The sequence below is a fragment of the Pseudoxanthomonas suwonensis J47 genome, assembly GCF_000513955.1.
Classification (GTDB): Bacteria; Pseudomonadota; Gammaproteobacteria; order Xanthomonadales; family Xanthomonadaceae; genus Pseudoxanthomonas; species Pseudoxanthomonas suwonensis_C.
Map to the genome: position 1 here is coordinate 26,032 of NZ_AZUZ01000031.1, position 15,192 is coordinate 41,223.

At 69.7% G+C, this 15,192-nt stretch carries 13 protein-coding genes and 2 pseudogenes; 9 read left to right on the forward strand and 6 right to left on the reverse strand.

All coding sequences use genetic code 11. From position 1 onward, the window contains the following. Positions 1-21 precede the first annotated feature (21 nt). Positions 22-2,307, forward strand: a complete 2,286-nt coding sequence (gene clpA, locus M503_RS0109765; protein ID WP_028920292.1) for an ATP-dependent Clp protease ATP-binding subunit ClpA — start codon at positions 22-24, stop codon at positions 2,305-2,307. Positions 2,308-2,437: 130 nt separating this feature from the next. Here clpA and M503_RS0109770 read toward each other — a convergent pair whose 3' ends face one another. The 5 genes from M503_RS0109770 to trxB form a co-directional block, all read right to left on the reverse strand. After that, positions 2,438-2,806, reverse strand: coding sequence for a hypothetical protein (locus tag M503_RS0109770; protein ID WP_028920291.1), 369 nt, complete (start codon positions 2,804-2,806; stop codon positions 2,438-2,440). 218 nt (positions 2,807-3,024) lie between these two features. Beyond that, the gene (gene infA / locus M503_RS0109775) at positions 3,025-3,243 is read right to left on the reverse strand and encodes a translation initiation factor IF-1 (protein WP_013535213.1); all 219 of its coding nucleotides are present in this window, start codon (positions 3,241-3,243) and stop codon (positions 3,025-3,027) included. Positions 3,244-3,317: 74 nt separating this feature from the next. Next, a complete protein-coding gene (gene aat, locus M503_RS0109780; protein WP_037061046.1) occupies positions 3,318-4,070 on the reverse strand; it encodes a leucyl/phenylalanyl-tRNA--protein transferase in 753 nt (250 codons plus the stop codon). Positions 4,071-4,075: 5 nt separating this feature from the next. Beyond that, the gene (locus tag M503_RS0109785; protein WP_428992229.1) at positions 4,076-5,215 is read right to left on the reverse strand and encodes a GNAT family N-acetyltransferase; all 1,140 of its coding nucleotides are present in this window, start codon (positions 5,213-5,215) and stop codon (positions 4,076-4,078) included. A gap of 90 nt (positions 5,216-5,305) precedes the next feature. Beyond that, on the reverse strand, positions 5,306-6,259 hold the full coding sequence (gene trxB, locus M503_RS0109790; RefSeq protein ID WP_028920288.1) for a thioredoxin-disulfide reductase: 954 nt from the start codon (positions 6,257-6,259) through the stop codon (positions 5,306-5,308). 287 nt (positions 6,260-6,546) lie between these two features. On the opposite strand from trxB, the gene M503_RS0109795 reads away from it, so the two are divergent. The 6 genes from M503_RS0109795 (at position 6,547) to M503_RS0109820 (ending at position 12,818) form a co-directional block, all read left to right on the forward strand. Continuing rightward, on the forward strand, positions 6,547-8,901 hold the full coding sequence (locus tag M503_RS0109795; protein WP_028920287.1) for a DNA translocase FtsK: 2,355 nt from the start codon (positions 6,547-6,549) through the stop codon (positions 8,899-8,901). A gap of 86 nt (positions 8,902-8,987) precedes the next feature. Continuing rightward, positions 8,988-9,629: an outer membrane lipoprotein chaperone LolA gene (gene lolA / locus M503_RS0109800; RefSeq protein ID WP_028920286.1), complete on the forward strand. Its 642-nt coding sequence runs from the start codon at positions 8,988-8,990 to the stop codon at positions 9,627-9,629. A gap of 52 nt (positions 9,630-9,681) precedes the next feature. Next, a complete protein-coding gene (locus M503_RS0109805; protein WP_028920285.1) occupies positions 9,682-11,049 on the forward strand; it encodes a replication-associated recombination protein A in 1,368 nt (455 codons plus the stop codon). Positions 11,050-11,092: 43 nt separating this feature from the next. Then, positions 11,093-11,479 (forward strand): fluoride efflux transporter CrcB, encoded by a 387-nt coding sequence (gene crcB / locus M503_RS0109810; RefSeq protein WP_037061071.1) that lies wholly within the window; start codon positions 11,093-11,095, stop codon positions 11,477-11,479. A 101-nt stretch (positions 11,480-11,580) separates the two neighbouring features. Further along, entirely contained in the window at positions 11,581-12,141 is a 561-nt protein-coding gene (locus tag M503_RS16160; protein WP_037061049.1) for a lipocalin family protein, read from the forward strand. A gap of 338 nt (positions 12,142-12,479) precedes the next feature. Then, positions 12,480-12,818 carry a zinc ribbon domain-containing protein YjdM gene (locus M503_RS0109820; RefSeq protein ID WP_028920283.1) on the forward strand — a complete coding sequence of 113 codons (339 nt, stop codon included), beginning with the start codon at positions 12,480-12,482 and terminating at the stop codon, positions 12,816-12,818. Between the two features lie 14 nt (positions 12,819-12,832). Here the strand turns inward: M503_RS0109820 and M503_RS17120 are convergent. Continuing rightward, positions 12,833-13,057: pseudogene (locus M503_RS17120) on the reverse strand (DUF2789 domain-containing protein); the annotation flags it as partial. 193 nt (positions 13,058-13,250) lie between these two features. Between M503_RS17120 and M503_RS0109825 the strand changes: the two are divergent. Together M503_RS0109825 and M503_RS17785 are read left to right on the forward strand one after the other, a co-directional pair. Continuing rightward, positions 13,251-14,390, forward strand: a complete 1,140-nt coding sequence (locus M503_RS0109825) for an SDR family oxidoreductase (RefSeq protein WP_028920282.1) — start codon at positions 13,251-13,253, stop codon at positions 14,388-14,390. Between the two features lie 149 nt (positions 14,391-14,539). Next, a pseudogene (locus M503_RS17785) lies at positions 14,540-15,016 on the forward strand (pyridoxamine 5'-phosphate oxidase family protein); the annotation flags it as partial. Positions 15,017-15,192 lie beyond the last annotated feature (176 nt).

Below are 15,192 nucleotides of genomic sequence, written 5' to 3' on the forward strand. Positions count from 1 at the left end.
GGCAAAGCTCCGGAGTCCGCCATGTTCAGCAAAGACCTCGAACAGACCATCGGCCAGTGCTACAAGCGCGCCCGCGAAGCGCGCCACGAGTTCATGACCGTCGAGCACCTGCTGCTGGCGCTGCTCGACAACCCCTCGGCCCAGGCCGTGCTGCGCGCCTGCGGCGCCGATGCCAACCGCCTGCGCGTGGACCTGGAACAGGCCATCGAGGCCTCGGTCTCGCGCCTGGCCGACGACGACGGCCGCGATACCCAGCCCACCTTGGGCTTCCAGCGCGTGCTGCAGCGGGCCGTCTACCACGTGCAGTCCTCGGGCAAGAAGGAAGTCACCGGCGCCAACGTGCTGGTCGCGATCTTCGGCGAGAAGGACTCGCACGCCGTCTATTTCCTGAGCCAGCAGGACGTCACCCGGCTGGACGTCGTCAACTACCTGTCGCACGGCATCGCCAAGCTCGGCGACGAGCAGGAAGGCGCCGCCCCGGCGCCGGGCGAAGGCGAGGGCAAGGCCGAGAACGGCGAGGGCGAAGGCAAGGCCGACGCGCTGGCCGAGTACGCGGTCAACCTCAACGAGCAGGCCCGCAACGGGCGGATCGACCCGCTGGTCGGCCGCGCCGACGAAATCGAACGCACCATCCAGATCCTGTGCCGCCGGCGCAAGAACAACCCGCTGTACGTGGGCGAGGCCGGCGTGGGCAAGACCGCGATCGCCGAAGGCCTGGCCAAGCGTATTGTCGATGGCGAGGTGCCGGAGGTGCTGGCCGACGCGGTGATCTACTCGCTGGACCTGGGCGCGCTGGTGGCCGGGACCAAGTACCGCGGCGACTTCGAGAAGCGCCTGAAGGGCGTGCTGTCGGCGATCAAGAAGATCCCCGGCGCGATCCTGTTCATCGACGAGATCCACACCATCATCGGCGCCGGCTCGGCCAGCGGCGGGACGATGGACGCCTCGAACCTGATCAAGCCGGCGCTGGCCTCCGGCGACCTGCGCTGCATCGGTTCGACCACCTTCCAGGAATACCGCGGCATCTTCGAGAAGGACCGCGCGCTGGCGCGCCGCTTCCAGAAGATCGACATCGTCGAGCCGACCGTGGGCGAGGCCTACGAGATCCTGCAGGGCCTCAAGCCCAAGTACGAGGCCCACCACGGCGTGACCTACGCCGACGACGCCATCCAGGCGGCGGTGGACCTGTCGGTCAAGCACATCGGCGACCGCCTGCTGCCGGACAAGGCCATCGACGTGATCGACGAGGCCGGCGCCCGCCAGCGCCTGCTGCCGGAAGGCAGCCGCAAGGAGCTGATCGACGTCGAGGAGATCGAGACCATCGTCGCCAAGATGGCGCGGATCCCGGCCAAGCAGGTCAGCGCCACCGACAAGGACGTGCTCCAGCACCTGGAGCGCAACCTGAAGATGGTGATCTTCGGCCAGGACCAGGCGATCGAGACCCTGGCCTCGGCGATCAAGCTGGCGCGCAGCGGCCTGGGCAACCCGGACAAGCCGATCGGCAACTTCCTGTTCGCCGGCCCCACCGGCGTGGGCAAGACCGAGGTCACCAAGCAGCTGGCCCTGCAGCTGGGCATCGAGCTGGTGCGCTTCGACATGTCCGAGTACATGGAGCCGCACTCGGTCTCGCGCCTGATCGGCGCGCCCCCGGGCTACGTCGGCTTCGACCAGGGCGGCCTGCTCACCGAGAAGATCGTCAAGACGCCGCACTGCGTGCTGCTGCTGGACGAGGTGGAGAAGGCGCACCCGGACATCTTCAACATCCTGCTGCAGGTCATGGACCGCGGCGTGCTGACCGACACCAACGGGCGCGAAGCCAACTTCAAGAACGTGGTGATCGTGATGACCACCAACGCTGGCGCGGCCCAGGCCTCGCGGCGCTCGATCGGCTTCACCCGCCAGGACCACTCCACCGACGCGATGGAGGTCATCCGCAAGAGCTTCAGCCCGGAATTCCGCAACCGCCTCGACGCGGTGGTGCAGTTCCAGCCGCTGGGCTTCGACCACGTCCTGCGCGTGGTGGACAAGTTCCTGATCGAGCTGGAGATGCAGCTCAACGAGAAGCACGTGGCGCTGTCGGCCTCGCCGACCGCCCGCGAGTGGTTGGCCCAGCACGGCTTCGATCCGCTGATGGGTGCGCGGCCGATGGCCCGCGTCATCCAGGAGAAGATCAAGCGCCCGCTGGCCGACGAGCTGCTGTTCGGCAAGCTGGTCGATGGCGGCCGGGTCAACATCGACGTGGTCGACGGCGAGCTGGTGGTCGAGAGCCAGTCCGAGCCGGAGCGCCTGCTCCCGGCCACGGTCTGACCGTGGCGCAACAGCAAAACCTGCGCAAGAAAAAAGCCTCCGCCAGTCCATGGCGGAGGCTTTCTTTCTGGCCGGGTCGCCGCCGGCCGCCACGACGAGTAGACGGGCGGCGGGCGACCGGCGCAGGCGGTCAGCGCGCGGCGCGCTTCTTGCGGGCGGCGAACTGCTCGGCGTCGATCGACTCGACCTTGCCGACCTGGCAGTTCTCGCGCTTGGTCTTGACGATGGTGCCGGTGGCGCACAGGCGGTTGGCGGTGCCCTCGGTGATGATCTCCAGCTTCGAGGTGGTCGGCAGCGAGGCGCAGTCGCCGCGGAAGCCGACCAGGTAGTGCTCGTCGCCATCGCGCAGCAGGAAGTTCTGGGTGCCGCCCGAGCGCACGATTTCCTGGTTGCTGCCCAGGTCGACGCAGTCGGTCAGGGCGTTGCCATTGGCGGCGGACGCATTGGCGGCGAAACCGGCGAGCATCGCGGCGGCGGCGAGAATGAGCTTCTTGTTCATGGGGAAAGGGTTCTTGGTCCGGTCCGGATTGGACCGTGCACAGGCTATGCGCCGCGCTTCGGCGGCAAATCTGCCTGAGGTGACAGTGACCTTGGACACTGCGTCGCAGGTCCCGGTGACTTGCGGCACGCGCTGGCGCCAGCCCGCGCAAAGGGCAAGAAAAAAGGCGGCCAGGTGGCCGCCTTTTCTACTACGGATCCGGCGCGGTGCGCCAGCCGTCACTTCATGCGGTAGGTGATGCGGCCCTTGGTCAGGTCGTAGGGCGTCATCTCGACCTTCACGCGGTCGCCGGTCAGGATGCGGATGTAGTTCTTGCGCATGCGGCCGGAGATGTGGGCGATGATCTCGTGCCCGTTCTCCAGGCGGACCCGGAAGGTGGTATTGGGCAGCGTCTCGATGACGGTGCCTTCGAACTCGATGGAATCGTCTTTCGACATGCGGTTCCGGTAAGCGCTTCTGGGGCGAAAGCCCGGCATTTTACGCCAGGCTGGCGGCAAAGGCAAAAAATGTGTTAACGGACGCTGGATGACGCGGCCAGGCCGGCCGCCGCCATGGTGCCGAAAGCCCCGGTCCAAGGGCCTTCGCGCCCGGGCTGGCGGACCAGATTGGCCACCTCGGCGAGAAACCGCGGCCGCGGCCAGGCCTCGGCGCCGAGGAACTCGAGGTGCGGATTGGCTACCTGGGCGTCCAGCAGCGGCCAGCCCCAGTCGTGCAGGCGCCGCGCCAGCGCCGCCAGGGCGATCTTCGAGCCGCCGGAGCGCGCGCTGAACATGCTCTCGCCGAAGAACATCCATCCGACCGCCACGCCGTAGATCCCGCCGGCCAGCACGCCGTCCTCGTCGTACACCTCCACCGAATGGGCGTGGCCGAGGTCGTGGAGCCGGCGGTAGGCCTGCTGCATTTCCGGCAGGATCCAGGTGCCGTGCTGGCCCGGCCGCGGGATCGCTGCGCAGCGGGCGACCACCTCGGCGAAGGCGGTATCGGCGCGCACCTGCCAGCGGCTGCGGCGCAGCTCGCGGCGGAAGCGGCTGGACAGGCGCACCCCGTCGGTACGGAACACGGTGCGCGGGTCCGGGCTCCACCACAGGATCGGCTGGCCCCGCGAGTACCACGGGAAGATGCCGTGCCGGTAGGCCTGCAGCAGGCGCGGCAGCGACAGGTCGCCGCCGATGGCGAGCAGCCCGTCCGGCTCGTCCAGCGCCTGGTCGGCGGGAGGGAAGGGCGCGTGCGGGTCGTCCGGCAGTACGAAGGGCAGGCGGTGCATGGCGATCAGGGGGCGGGGCCGGCGGCCTCGCGGAAGGGGCTGTGCCGGGCCAGGCTGGCGGCGTAGCGGCGGGTCGCCTCCGCCTCTTCGGCGCACCATTCGCGCAGCGCCCCCCGGAACGCCGGATCGGCGATCCAGTGGCGGCTGCGCACGAAGGCCGGCAGGAAACCGCGGGCGATCTTGTGCTCGCCCTGGGCGCCCGGCTCGAAGCGGGCCAGGCCCTGCTCCAGGCAGTACTCGATGCCCTGGTAGTAGCAGGTCTCGAAGTGCAGGCCCGGCAGCACCGCGTCGCTGCCCCAGTAGCGGCCGTACAGGGTGTCGGTGCCGCGCAGGCACAAGGCGCCGGCGATGGGTGACCCCCCGAGATATGCAAGTATTATCAACAAGTTGCGCGACATGCTTCGCGCAAGATGTCCGATGAAGTCGCGGGTAAGGGCGGGCGCGTTGCCGTACTCGGCGAAGGTCTGCCGGTAGAAGTGGTGGATGGCGTCCAGCTCCACGCTCGAGGCCTCGTCGCCATGCAGGCGGCGGAACTCCACCCCGGCCCGCGCGACCTTGACCCGCTCCTGGCGGATGTTCTTGCGGTGGCGGTGGTCCATGTCCGCCAGGAAGGCATCGAAGCCGGTCCAGCCGCGGTTGTGCCAGTGGTATTGCACGTCGCTGCGCGGCAGCCAGTCGTCCCCGAACAGTGCGTCCTCGCCGTCGGTATGGAAGTTGACGTGGGCCGAGGGCAGGCCGGCGGCCGCGCTGTGTCCGGCCATCGCGGCAAGCAGCTCGCGCCGCCAGGCGTCGTCGCGGGCAAGCAGGCGCGGACCGGTGACCGGCGAATACGGCACGGCGAACAGCCACTTGGGGAAGTAGTCCATGCCGTGCCGGGCGTAGGCATGGGCCCAGGCATGGTCGAACACGAACTCGCCGTGCGAATTGGTCTTCAGGTAGCCCGGCGCCGCGGCCACCAGTTCGCCGCCGTCCCACAGGGTGAGATGGCGCGGGGTCCAGCCCCAGTCGCGGCGCAGGCAGCCGTGGCGCTCCAGGCCTTCCAGGAACGCGTACGCGACGAACGGGTTGCGGCCGTCGTGCAGGGCATCCCACTGCGTCGCATCGATCGACGCCAGCGCGTCCAGTTCGCGGACCTGCAGGGTCACGGCCTCGCCCTCATCGCGGTGCCCGGCCCCGCAAGCGGGGCGCGGCAGTTGCGGCCGCGGCGCCGGAGCGTCGCCGCGACCTGGCAGGCATCAGGCGCCCTTGTCGAGGTAGCGCTCCGCGTCCAGCGCGGCCATGCAGCCGAAGCCGGCGGAGGTGATCGCCTGGCGGTAGTGCTGGTCGGCGACGTCGCCGGCGGCGAACACGCCCTCGACCGAGGTCTGGGTGGCGTTGCCGCCCAGGCCCGAGCGGATCTCCAGGTAGCCGTTGTTCATCGCTAGCTGGCCTTCGAACAGGCTGGTGTTCGGGTGGTGGCCGATGGCGACGAAGAAGCCGTGGCACGGGATCTCGCGGGTGCTGCCGTCGAGCGCCGACTTCACCCGCACGCCGGTGACGCCGGCGTCGTTGCCGAGCACCTCGTCGATGGTGTGGTGCCAGACCGGCTCGATCTTGCCGGCCTCGACCTTGGCGAACAGCTTGTCCTGCATGATCTTCTCCGCACGCAGGGTGTCGCGGCGGTGGACCAGGTAGACCTTGCGGGCGATGTTGGACAGGTACAGCGCCTCTTCCACGGCGGTGTTGCCGCCGCCGACCACGACCACGTCCTGGTCCTTGTAGAAGAAGCCGTCACAGGTGGCGCAGGCGGACACGCCGCGGCCCTTGAACTTCTCCTCCGACTCGATGCCCAGGTACTTGGCGGTGGCGCCGGTGGCGATGATCAGCGCGTCGCAGGTGTAGGTGCCGTTGTCGCCGACGAGGGTGAACGGCTTCTTCGACAGGTCGGCGGTGTGGATATGGTCGAACACGACCTCGGTGTCGAAGCGCTCGGCATGGGCCTGCATGCGCGCCATCAGGTCCGGGCCCATCAGGCCGTGGGCGTCGCCCGGCCAGTTGTCGACCTCGGTGGTGGTCATCAGCTGCCCGCCCATCTGCAGGCCGGTGATCACCACCGGCTTGAGGTTGGCGCGGGCCGCATAGACGGCGGCGGTCCAGCCGGCGGGGCCGGAACCGAGGATGAGCAGGCGCGAGTGCTTGGTGGAGGTCATGCAGTCCAGGAAGGGGTCGGAAGGCAGCGCATAGAGTGGCGGCCGTACGGGGGCGAATCAAGGCGAACATCCGGACACAGCGTCGTCGGTGCATGCATGCGCGGTCGCCATGCAGTGCTCCGGAGCGCGGGTATGCGCCGCGTCCGCAGGCCGGTAGGATGGGCCGGCGGCGCCATGGGGCAGGGGAGCCCGGCCAGCGGGGACAGCGCTAGGCAATGGCGGACAGAAGCATTTAAGATCAAGGCCTAACATCGCATTCTGCGAGCAACTTCCAGAACCGGGACGACGTGGCCAAGGCATTGACGGAACGCAGCAAGTCCAGCCGTGGCGCAGCCCCACGCGCCGACGCGTCCGCGGCCGGCGCGCGCCGGCAACGCTTGTGGCGCGACCTGGCGCTGATCGTGATCGCGCCGCTGCTGCTGTACCTGCTGGCATGCCTGGCCAGCTATTCGCCTGACGACCCGGGCTGGTCGCACAGCGGCAGCCTGACCGCGCCGGTGCAGAACCTCGGCGGCTTCGCCGGGGCCTATATCGCCGACGTGCTGATCCAGCTGTTCGGCTACGCCGCCTTCGTGCTGCCGGTGATCCTCGGCGCGGTGGCGTGGATCGCGCTGTTCGGCCTGGGCGAGGAGGACGAGCTCGGGCCGGCGCTGCGCCTGGTCGGCATCGTCGGTTTCCTGATCTCGCTGACCGGCCTGCTGCACCTGCGCCGGATCGGCGCGCTCAACGTAGGCGACCCGGGCCAGGCCGGCGGCGTGATCGGCCAGCTGGTCGGCAAGTCGCTGGCCACCGGGTTCGGCGAGCTGGGCGGCAACATGTTCCTGGTCGTGCTGCTGCTGGTATCGGTGACCCTGGCCACCGGGCTGTCCTGGTTCTGGGTGATGGAGAAGATCGGCGCCTTGGTGCTGGCGCTGCCGGATATGGTCCGGCGCAAGACCCAGCAGGCCGAGCAGTGGAAGCGCACCCGCGACCTGCGCGAGGAGCGCGAGGAGACGCGCAAGACCGAGGCCGTGCGCCAGGCGCGCCGCGAGCCGGTGAAGATCGAGCCGCCGGCTGCGCCGGTGGTGGAGAAGAGCGAGCGCGCCAAGCGCGAGACCCAGATCCCGCTGTTCCACGGCGCCGGCAGCACGCCCGACGGCCTGCCGCCGCTGGCCCTGCTCGACGATCCCAAGCCGCAGGCGCGCGGCTACTCCGAGGAGACCCTCGAGGCGCTGTCGCGGCAGATCGAATTCAAGCTCAAGGACTTCCGCATCGACGTGCAGGTGGTCGGGGCCTACCCGGGCCCGGTGATCACCCGCTTCGAGCTGGAGCCGGCGCCGGGCGTCAAGGTCAGCCAGATCAGTTCGCTGGACAAGGACATCGCCCGCGGCCTGTCGGTGAAGTCGGTGCGCGTGGTCGACGTGATCCCGGGCAAGTCGGTGATCGGCCTGGAGATCCCCAACACCAGCCGCGAGATGATCTTCCTCTCCGAGCTGCTGCGCTCGAAGGAATACGACAAGTCCGCCAGCGTGCTGACCTTGGCCCTGGGCAAGGACATCGCCGGCCGGCCGACCGTGGCCGACCTGGCGCGCATGCCGCACCTGCTGGTCGCCGGTACCACCGGCTCGGGCAAGTCCGTGGCGGTCAACGCCATGGTCCTGAGCCTGCTGTACAAGGCCACGCCGAAAGAACTGCGGATGCTGATGATCGATCCGAAGATGCTCGAGCTGAGCGTCTACCAGGACATCCCGCACCTGCTGGCGCCGGTGGTCACCGACATGAAGGAGGCCGCCAACGGCCTGCGCTGGTGCGTGGCGGAGATGGAGCGCCGCTACAAGCTGATGAGCGCGGTCGGCGTGCGCAACCTGGCCGGCTTCAACAAGAAGGTCAAGGACGCCCAGGACGCCGGCCAGCCGCTGATGGACCCGCTGTTCCGGCCGAACCCGGAGCTGGGCGAGGCGCCGCGCCCGCTGGAGCCGCTGCCGTTCATCGTCATCTTCATCGACGAATTCGCCGACATGATGATGATCGTCGGCAAGAAGGTCGAGGAGCTGATCGCGCGCCTGGCGCAGAAGGCCCGCGCCGCCGGCATCCACCTGATCCTGGCTACCCAGCGTCCGTCGGTGGACGTGATCACCGGCCTGATCAAGGCCAATATCCCCACCCGCATCGCCTTCCAGGTCTCGAGCAAGATCGACTCGCGCACGATCCTGGACCAGTCCGGCGCCGAGACCCTGCTGGGCCACGGCGACATGCTCTACCTGCCGCCGGGCACGGCGATGCCCGAGCGCATCCACGGCGCCTTCGTCAGCGACGACGAGGTGCATCGCGTCGTCGAACACCTCAAGGCCAGCGGCCGCGCCGACTACATCGAGGGCGTACTGGACGAGGTCCAGACGCTGGGCGACGGCGTGGTGGTCGGCGCCACCGGCCTGCCCGAGACCAGCAGCGGCGGCGACGAATCCGACCCGCTGTACGACGAGGCGGTGCGGATCGTCACCGAGACCCGGCGCGCCTCGATCTCCGGCGTGCAGCGCCGGCTGAAGATCGGCTACAACCGCGCCGCGCGCCTGATCGAGGCGATGGAAGCGGCCGGCGTGGTCAGCGGGCCGGAGCACAACGGCGACCGCAGCGTGCTGGCCCCTCCGCCGCCGCGCGACTGAGCAAGGCAGTTCCCCGGCGGCATCGACGCCTGTTCAGGTTTCCCGTCGCACACTCCCGCCATCCGATCACGACTCCGGTCATCGCCATGCATCGCACTCCGCGCAACGCCTTCCGTCTCGTCCTCGGCCTTGGGCTGGGCCTGCTGCTGGCCGGCAACGCCAGCGCCGGCGCCCGCGACGAACTGGTCCGCTTCACCAGCGGCCTCAAGGGCCTGGAGGGGCAGTTCAGCCAGCAGGTGTTCGACGCCAATGGCCGCGCCAAGGAAAAGAGCAGCGGCACGGTCGCCGTAGCCGCGCCGCGGCTGTTCCGCTGGGAGTACACGAAGCCGTTCGCGCAGCTGATCGTCGCCGACGGGCAGAAGGTCTGGATCTACGAGCCGGACCTGGAGCAGGCCACGCTCAAGCCGCAGGGCGAGGAAGAGCGCAACAGCCCGCTGGTGGCGCTGTTCGACCCGGCGCGCCTGGACCGGCAGTTCGACGTCAGCGAGGAAGCCGCCGCCAGCGACGGCCTGCAGTGGCTGACCCTGACCCCGAAGGTCGGCGCCGAAACCAACTTCCAGATGGCGCGCCTGGGCTTCGGCGCGCAGGGCCTGGCGCGGATGCAGGTGCTGGACCTGGTCGGCCAGAAGACCGAGATCAGCTTCCAGGGCTGGAAGCGCAACCCGGCCTTCGCCGCCACCACCTTCAGGTTCACCCCGGGTCCGGGCGTGGACGTGGTCGGCGAATGATCCACGGCGCCGCGGTCGCGGCCTGCGCGATCGCAGGCGCTAGGATGGTGGCATGAGCCGTCCGCGCCGCGCCGCTTCCACCGATACCGACCTGCTGTCCGCCGACTCCGCGCGGCAGGAGGCGATGCGCCCGCTGGCCGAGCGCATGCGCCCGCGCACCCTGGACGAGATGGTCGGCCAGCGCCGGCTGCTGGCGCCGGGTTCGGCGCTGCGCCGCGCGGTCGAATCCGGGCGCGTGCATTCGATGATCCTGTGGGGGCCGCCGGGTTGCGGCAAGACCACGTTGTCGCTGCTGCTGGCGCAGTACGCCGACGCCGATTTCCGCGCGATCTCCGCCGTGCTCTCCGGCCTGCCGGAAGTGCGCCAGGTGCTCGCCGAGGCGGCGCAGCGCTTCGCCGAGGGCCGCCGCACCGTCCTGTTCGTGGACGAGGTGCACCGCTTCAACAAGACCCAGCAGGACGCGTTCCTGCCGCACATCGAGCGCGGCAGCATCGTGTTCGTCGGCGCCACCACCGAGAACCCGTCCTTCGAGCTGAACTCGGCGCTGCTGTCGCGCTGCCGCGTGCACGTGATGGAGGCGGTGTCGGTCGACGACATCACCGAGGCGCTGCAGCGGGCGCTGGCCGACGGCGAGCGCGGCCTGGGCGGGCAGGGCATCGCCGTCGAGGAGCCGCTGCTGCGCGAGATCGCCTCGGCGGCCGACGGCGACGTGCGCCGCGCCCTGACCCTGCTGGAGATCGCCGCCGAACTGGCGCTGGACGAAGGCGGCCAGGTCACCGAGCAGACCCTGCTGCAGGTGCTGGCCGACCGCACCCGCCGCTTCGACAAGGGCGGCGAGCAGTTCTACGACCAGATCTCGGCGCTGCACAAGTCGATCCGCAGTTCCAATCCCGACGCGGCCGTGTACTGGCTGGCGCGGATGCTCGACGGCGGCTGCGATCCGTCCTACCTGGCGCGCCGGCTCACCCGCATGGCGGTCGAGGACATCGGCCTGGCCGACCCGCGCGCGCTGCAGATGTCGGTCGACGCCTGGGACACCTACGAACGCCTGGGCAGCCCGGAGGGCGACCTGGCCCTGGCCCAGGTGGCGATCTACCTGGCCAGCACGGCCAAGTCGAACGCCGCCTACGCCGCCTGGAACGCCGCGCGCGCCGACGTGCACAGGTACGGCACGGCCGAGGTGCCGATGCACCTGCGCAACGCGCCGACGAAGCTGATGAAGCAGCTGGGCTACAACAAGGGCTACCAGTACGACCACGACGCCGCTGGCGGGGTGGCGCTGGACCAGACCGGCTTCCCCGATGCGATGGGCGAGCGGGTCTACTACGAACCGGTCGAGCGCGGGCTGGAGATCAAGCTCAAGGAAAAGCTCGACCGGTTGCGGGCGGCGCGCGCCGAAGCGCGCCGCGGCAAGGGCTGAGCGACGGCACCGCGGCATCCGAAGGGGGAGCAGGGCAGTGGAGATGGTGCGTTCCTTCATCGCGGTGGGCGCCGGCGCGGCGATCGGCGCGTGGATGCGCTGGGGTCTGTCGGTGTGGCTCAACCCGGCGCGCGCGCCGGTGCCGCTGGGCACCCTGGCCGCCAACCTCGTCGGCGGTTACGCCATCGGCCTGGCGATGGGCTTCATCACCTCGCGACCGGGGCTGGCCCCGGAATGGCGCCTGTTCCTCGTGACCGGCCTGCTCGGCGGGCTGACGACCTTCTCCACTTTCTCCGCGGAAATCGTCCAGCAGTTGCTGCGCCAGCAGTACGGCAGCGCGGTGCTCGGCGTGGCCCTGCACCTGGGCGGCTCACTGCTGCTGACCGCGCTGGGCCTGTACACCTGGCGGGTGCTGAGGTTTGGCGCCTGAGGACGCTTTTCCGGATGCTGAAGCGACCCGGCATTGCCACGACGGCGCACTCACGCCGGCGGTGTCAGGGTCGCACCACCTTGAATTCCATGAACCGTTGCATGCGCCTGATCCCGCTCCCTGCCGTCCTGCTTTCCCTGCTGCTGTTGCCGGCCAGCCCCGTCGCGGCCCAGGACATCTCCCGCAACATGCCGGTGCCAGTGCTGGACCTGGAGCGCTACGCCGGGACCTGGTACGAGGTGGCGCACCTGCCGATGTTCTTCCAGCGCAAGTGCGTGCGCGATACCACCGCCACCTACACGCTGCAGGACGACGGCACGATCGAGGTGCGCAACGCCTGCACCACGGCCAAGGGCAAGCGCATCGAAGCGCTGGGCGTGGCCCAGCCGGTGCCGGGCAACCCGGGTTCGCTGCGCGTGCGTTTCGCGCCGAAGTGGACCTCCTGGCTGCCGATGACCTGGGCGCCCTACTGGGTGATCGGGGTCGATCCGGACTACCGCTGGGCGGTGGTCGGTGGCCCGGATCGCGACCATCTCTGGATACTCTCCCGCGATCCGGTGATGGATGCGCAGCTGTACGCGACGCTGGTCGAACAGCTCGGCGCGCTCGGCTACCCCGTCGACGAACTGGTACGCGGAGCGCAGACCCTGGCATCGCCCTGAGGGCGGGGCCGCGGCCGTTGGCCCAACCGCAAGAGGAGAAGCACGATGCGCCTGTCACTCTCCGCTTTCCCGCCGCTCCTATGCAGGAGCCCTCTGCCTGGCCCTGGCCGCGTGCGGACGCGCGGCTGAGCAGGGCGCGAGCGAACCCGCCGCGTCCGTCGATGCCGGCGCCGCCGCGGACGAGCCCGACGCGCGTACGCCGTCGCTGCAGGACGAACTGGTCCTGCTCACCAACGAACCGTTCTGGCAGGTGCGCACCGACGGACCGAAGCTGGCCTTGACCAGCCGTACGCAGGCGTCGGTTAAAATGCGCGGCCCCATAGAACGGACCGCCACGCATGGCCGATTTCCCCGCCTGCCCGCAATGCGGGCTTGAGAATGTCTACGCCGATGGCGCGCTCTGGATCTGCCCGGACTGCGGCCACGAGTGGTCGTCCGTCGCCGAGGCGGCCGAAGGCGGCGTGGTGGTGCGCGACAGCAACGGCAACGTGCTGTCCGCCGGCGATTCGGTGGTGGTGATCAAGGACCTCAAGGTCAAGGGCTCGTCGATCCCGCTCAAGCAAGGCACGGTGATCCGCAACATCCGCCTGGTCGAGGACGACCCCGAGCACATCGAGGGCAACTCCGACAAGATCAAGGGCCTGGTGCTCAAGACCATCTTCCTGCGCAAGGCCTGAGGGCCCGGGCCGCGCAGCGCCAGGTTGAGCTGGTCGACGACGATCGCCCAGTCCGCGTCGTCGATGCGCTCCTCGCGCAGCAGCTGCGCCTGCGCGGGCGTCCAGAACGGCGCTTCTTCCAGCCGCAGCTGCTCCGGCAGCGGCGCGTGGGTGGCGATGAACGCCTCGATCGCCGCGCGGTCGTCGGCCAGGCCCAGCTGGGCGAACAGTTCCGAGAAGGGGTGGTAGGTGGCTTCCATCGATCGCTCCGGCCGGTGACGTACGGCCAAGCGTGCCGGTCGCCGCATCAACGCCGGGTGTTGGGCGGTCTGGCCGGAGGGCATGCCGGGCGGCCCCCCGACTTTCGTCATGGGCGCCGGCACGGGGCACGATGCTTCAATCCCGTCGATCGGGAGGCCCGCCTGTGGCTGCTCCCGCAGACAGGAGAGACCCATGCGCACCACCCGTCGTGACCTGCTCCGTATCGGCGCGCTCGCCGCCGCCAGCGCCGCTCTGCCGTCGTGGGCGCCGATCGCCCGCGCCGCGCGCCCGCTGCGCATCCTGATCCTCGGCGGCACCGGCTTCACCGGTCCGTTCCAGGTCCAGTACGCGCTGGCCCGCGGCCATCAGGTCACGCTGTTCAACCGCGGCAAGCGGCCTTCGCCGGAATGGCCGGGCGAGGTCGAACAGCTGCACGGCGACCGCGAGACCGGCGACCTGTCCGCGCTCAAGGGCCGCACCTGGGACGTGTGCATCGACAACCCGACCAGCCTGCCGTCGTGGGTGCGCGACGCCGCCCAGGTGCTGGCCGGCAACGTCGGCCACTACCTGTTCATTTCGACCATCTCGGTCTACGCCGACGGCAGCCGGCCGGGCATCGACGAGGACGCGCCGCTGGCCCAGTACCGCGGCAAGGACGCGATGGCCGAGACCCGGCAGACCCTGATCGCCGACATGGAAAACCTGTACGGTCCGCTCAAGGCGCTGAGCGAGGCCGAGGCGTTCCGCCAGTTCGGCAAGGCGGTGACCATCGTGCGCCCGGGCTACATCGTCGGCCCGCGCGACGAGACCGACCGCTTCACCTACTGGCCGCACCGCGTGGCGCAGGGCGGCGAGATGCTGGTGCCCGGCGACGGCAAGGACCCGATCCAGGTGATCGATGGCCGCGACCTGGGCGAGTGGATGATCCGCCTGGCCGAGAACCGCACCTTCGGCACCTTCAACGCCTGCGGCCCGCGCGACACGCTGACCATGGACGCGATGCTCGAGGCCAGCCGCAAGGCCACCGGCGGGCAGCCGCGCTTCACCTACGTCGACAGCGCCTTCGTCGAGGAGAAGCAGATCGAGCTGCCGATCTGGGTGCCGCGCAACGAAGGTCCCTACGGCGGCTACGGCCAGGTCAGCAATGCCCGTGCCGTCGCCGCCGGCCTGATCTTCCGTCCGCTGGAGACCACCATCGCCGACCTGATGGACTGGTTCGGCAAGCTGCCGGCCGAGCGCCAGGCCAAGCTGCGCGCCGGGATCAGCCGCGAACGCGAGGCCGAGCTGCTGGCGGCGTGGCACCAGCGCGGCACGCGTACCGGGCGCGCCTGATCTTCGCAATGGCCGGCGTGCGGGTTGAACCGCGCGCCGGCATCCGGCCGGGCGTTGCAACCGGCCGTGTGTCCTTCACGGCGGATCGCCACCGGTCCCGCTAGCGTCACGGCATCGCGACCTGCGATCCAACGCCAGCGAGGAAGGACATGGCCACCGCCACCGAGAAGCGCGAACAACTGCGGGGCCTGATCAAGGGCATCGACATCGCGATGTTCACCACCTGGGGCGAGGGCGGCTTCCCGGTGAGCCGCCCGCTGAGCACCCAGGAGGCCGAGTTCGACGGCAAGGTGCTGTGGTTCTTCACCCGCCGCTCCAGCGCCAAGGTCGACGAGATCCGGCGCAACCCCAAGGTCAACGTCGGTTACGCCTCCAAGGAACGCAACGTCTACCTGTCGGTGGCCGGCACCGCCGAACTGGTCGACGAGCAGGCGTTGATCGACGCCTACTGGAACGACGCGATGAAGGCGTTCTTCCCCGGCGGCCGCACCGATCCGGACCTGGCCCTTATCAAGGTCACCGTGCACACGGTCGAGTACTGGGACGGTCCGTCGACGCTGCTGGGCAAGGCCATCGCCTTCGTGATCTCGCGGGTGCGCAAGGACGATTCGGCCATGGGCGACAGCGGCCAACTGCGGATGGAGGCGGCCAAGAAAGCAGGTGGCCGGGGCGGCGCAGGCAAGTCGGCAGCGGCACGGAAGACGACCGCAAAGAAAGCCGCCACCACGAAGACCGCGCGCAAGGCTCCCGCGAAGGCGGCGAAGAAGGCGTCGACCGGTACGGTCCGCGCGACCACGCGCAC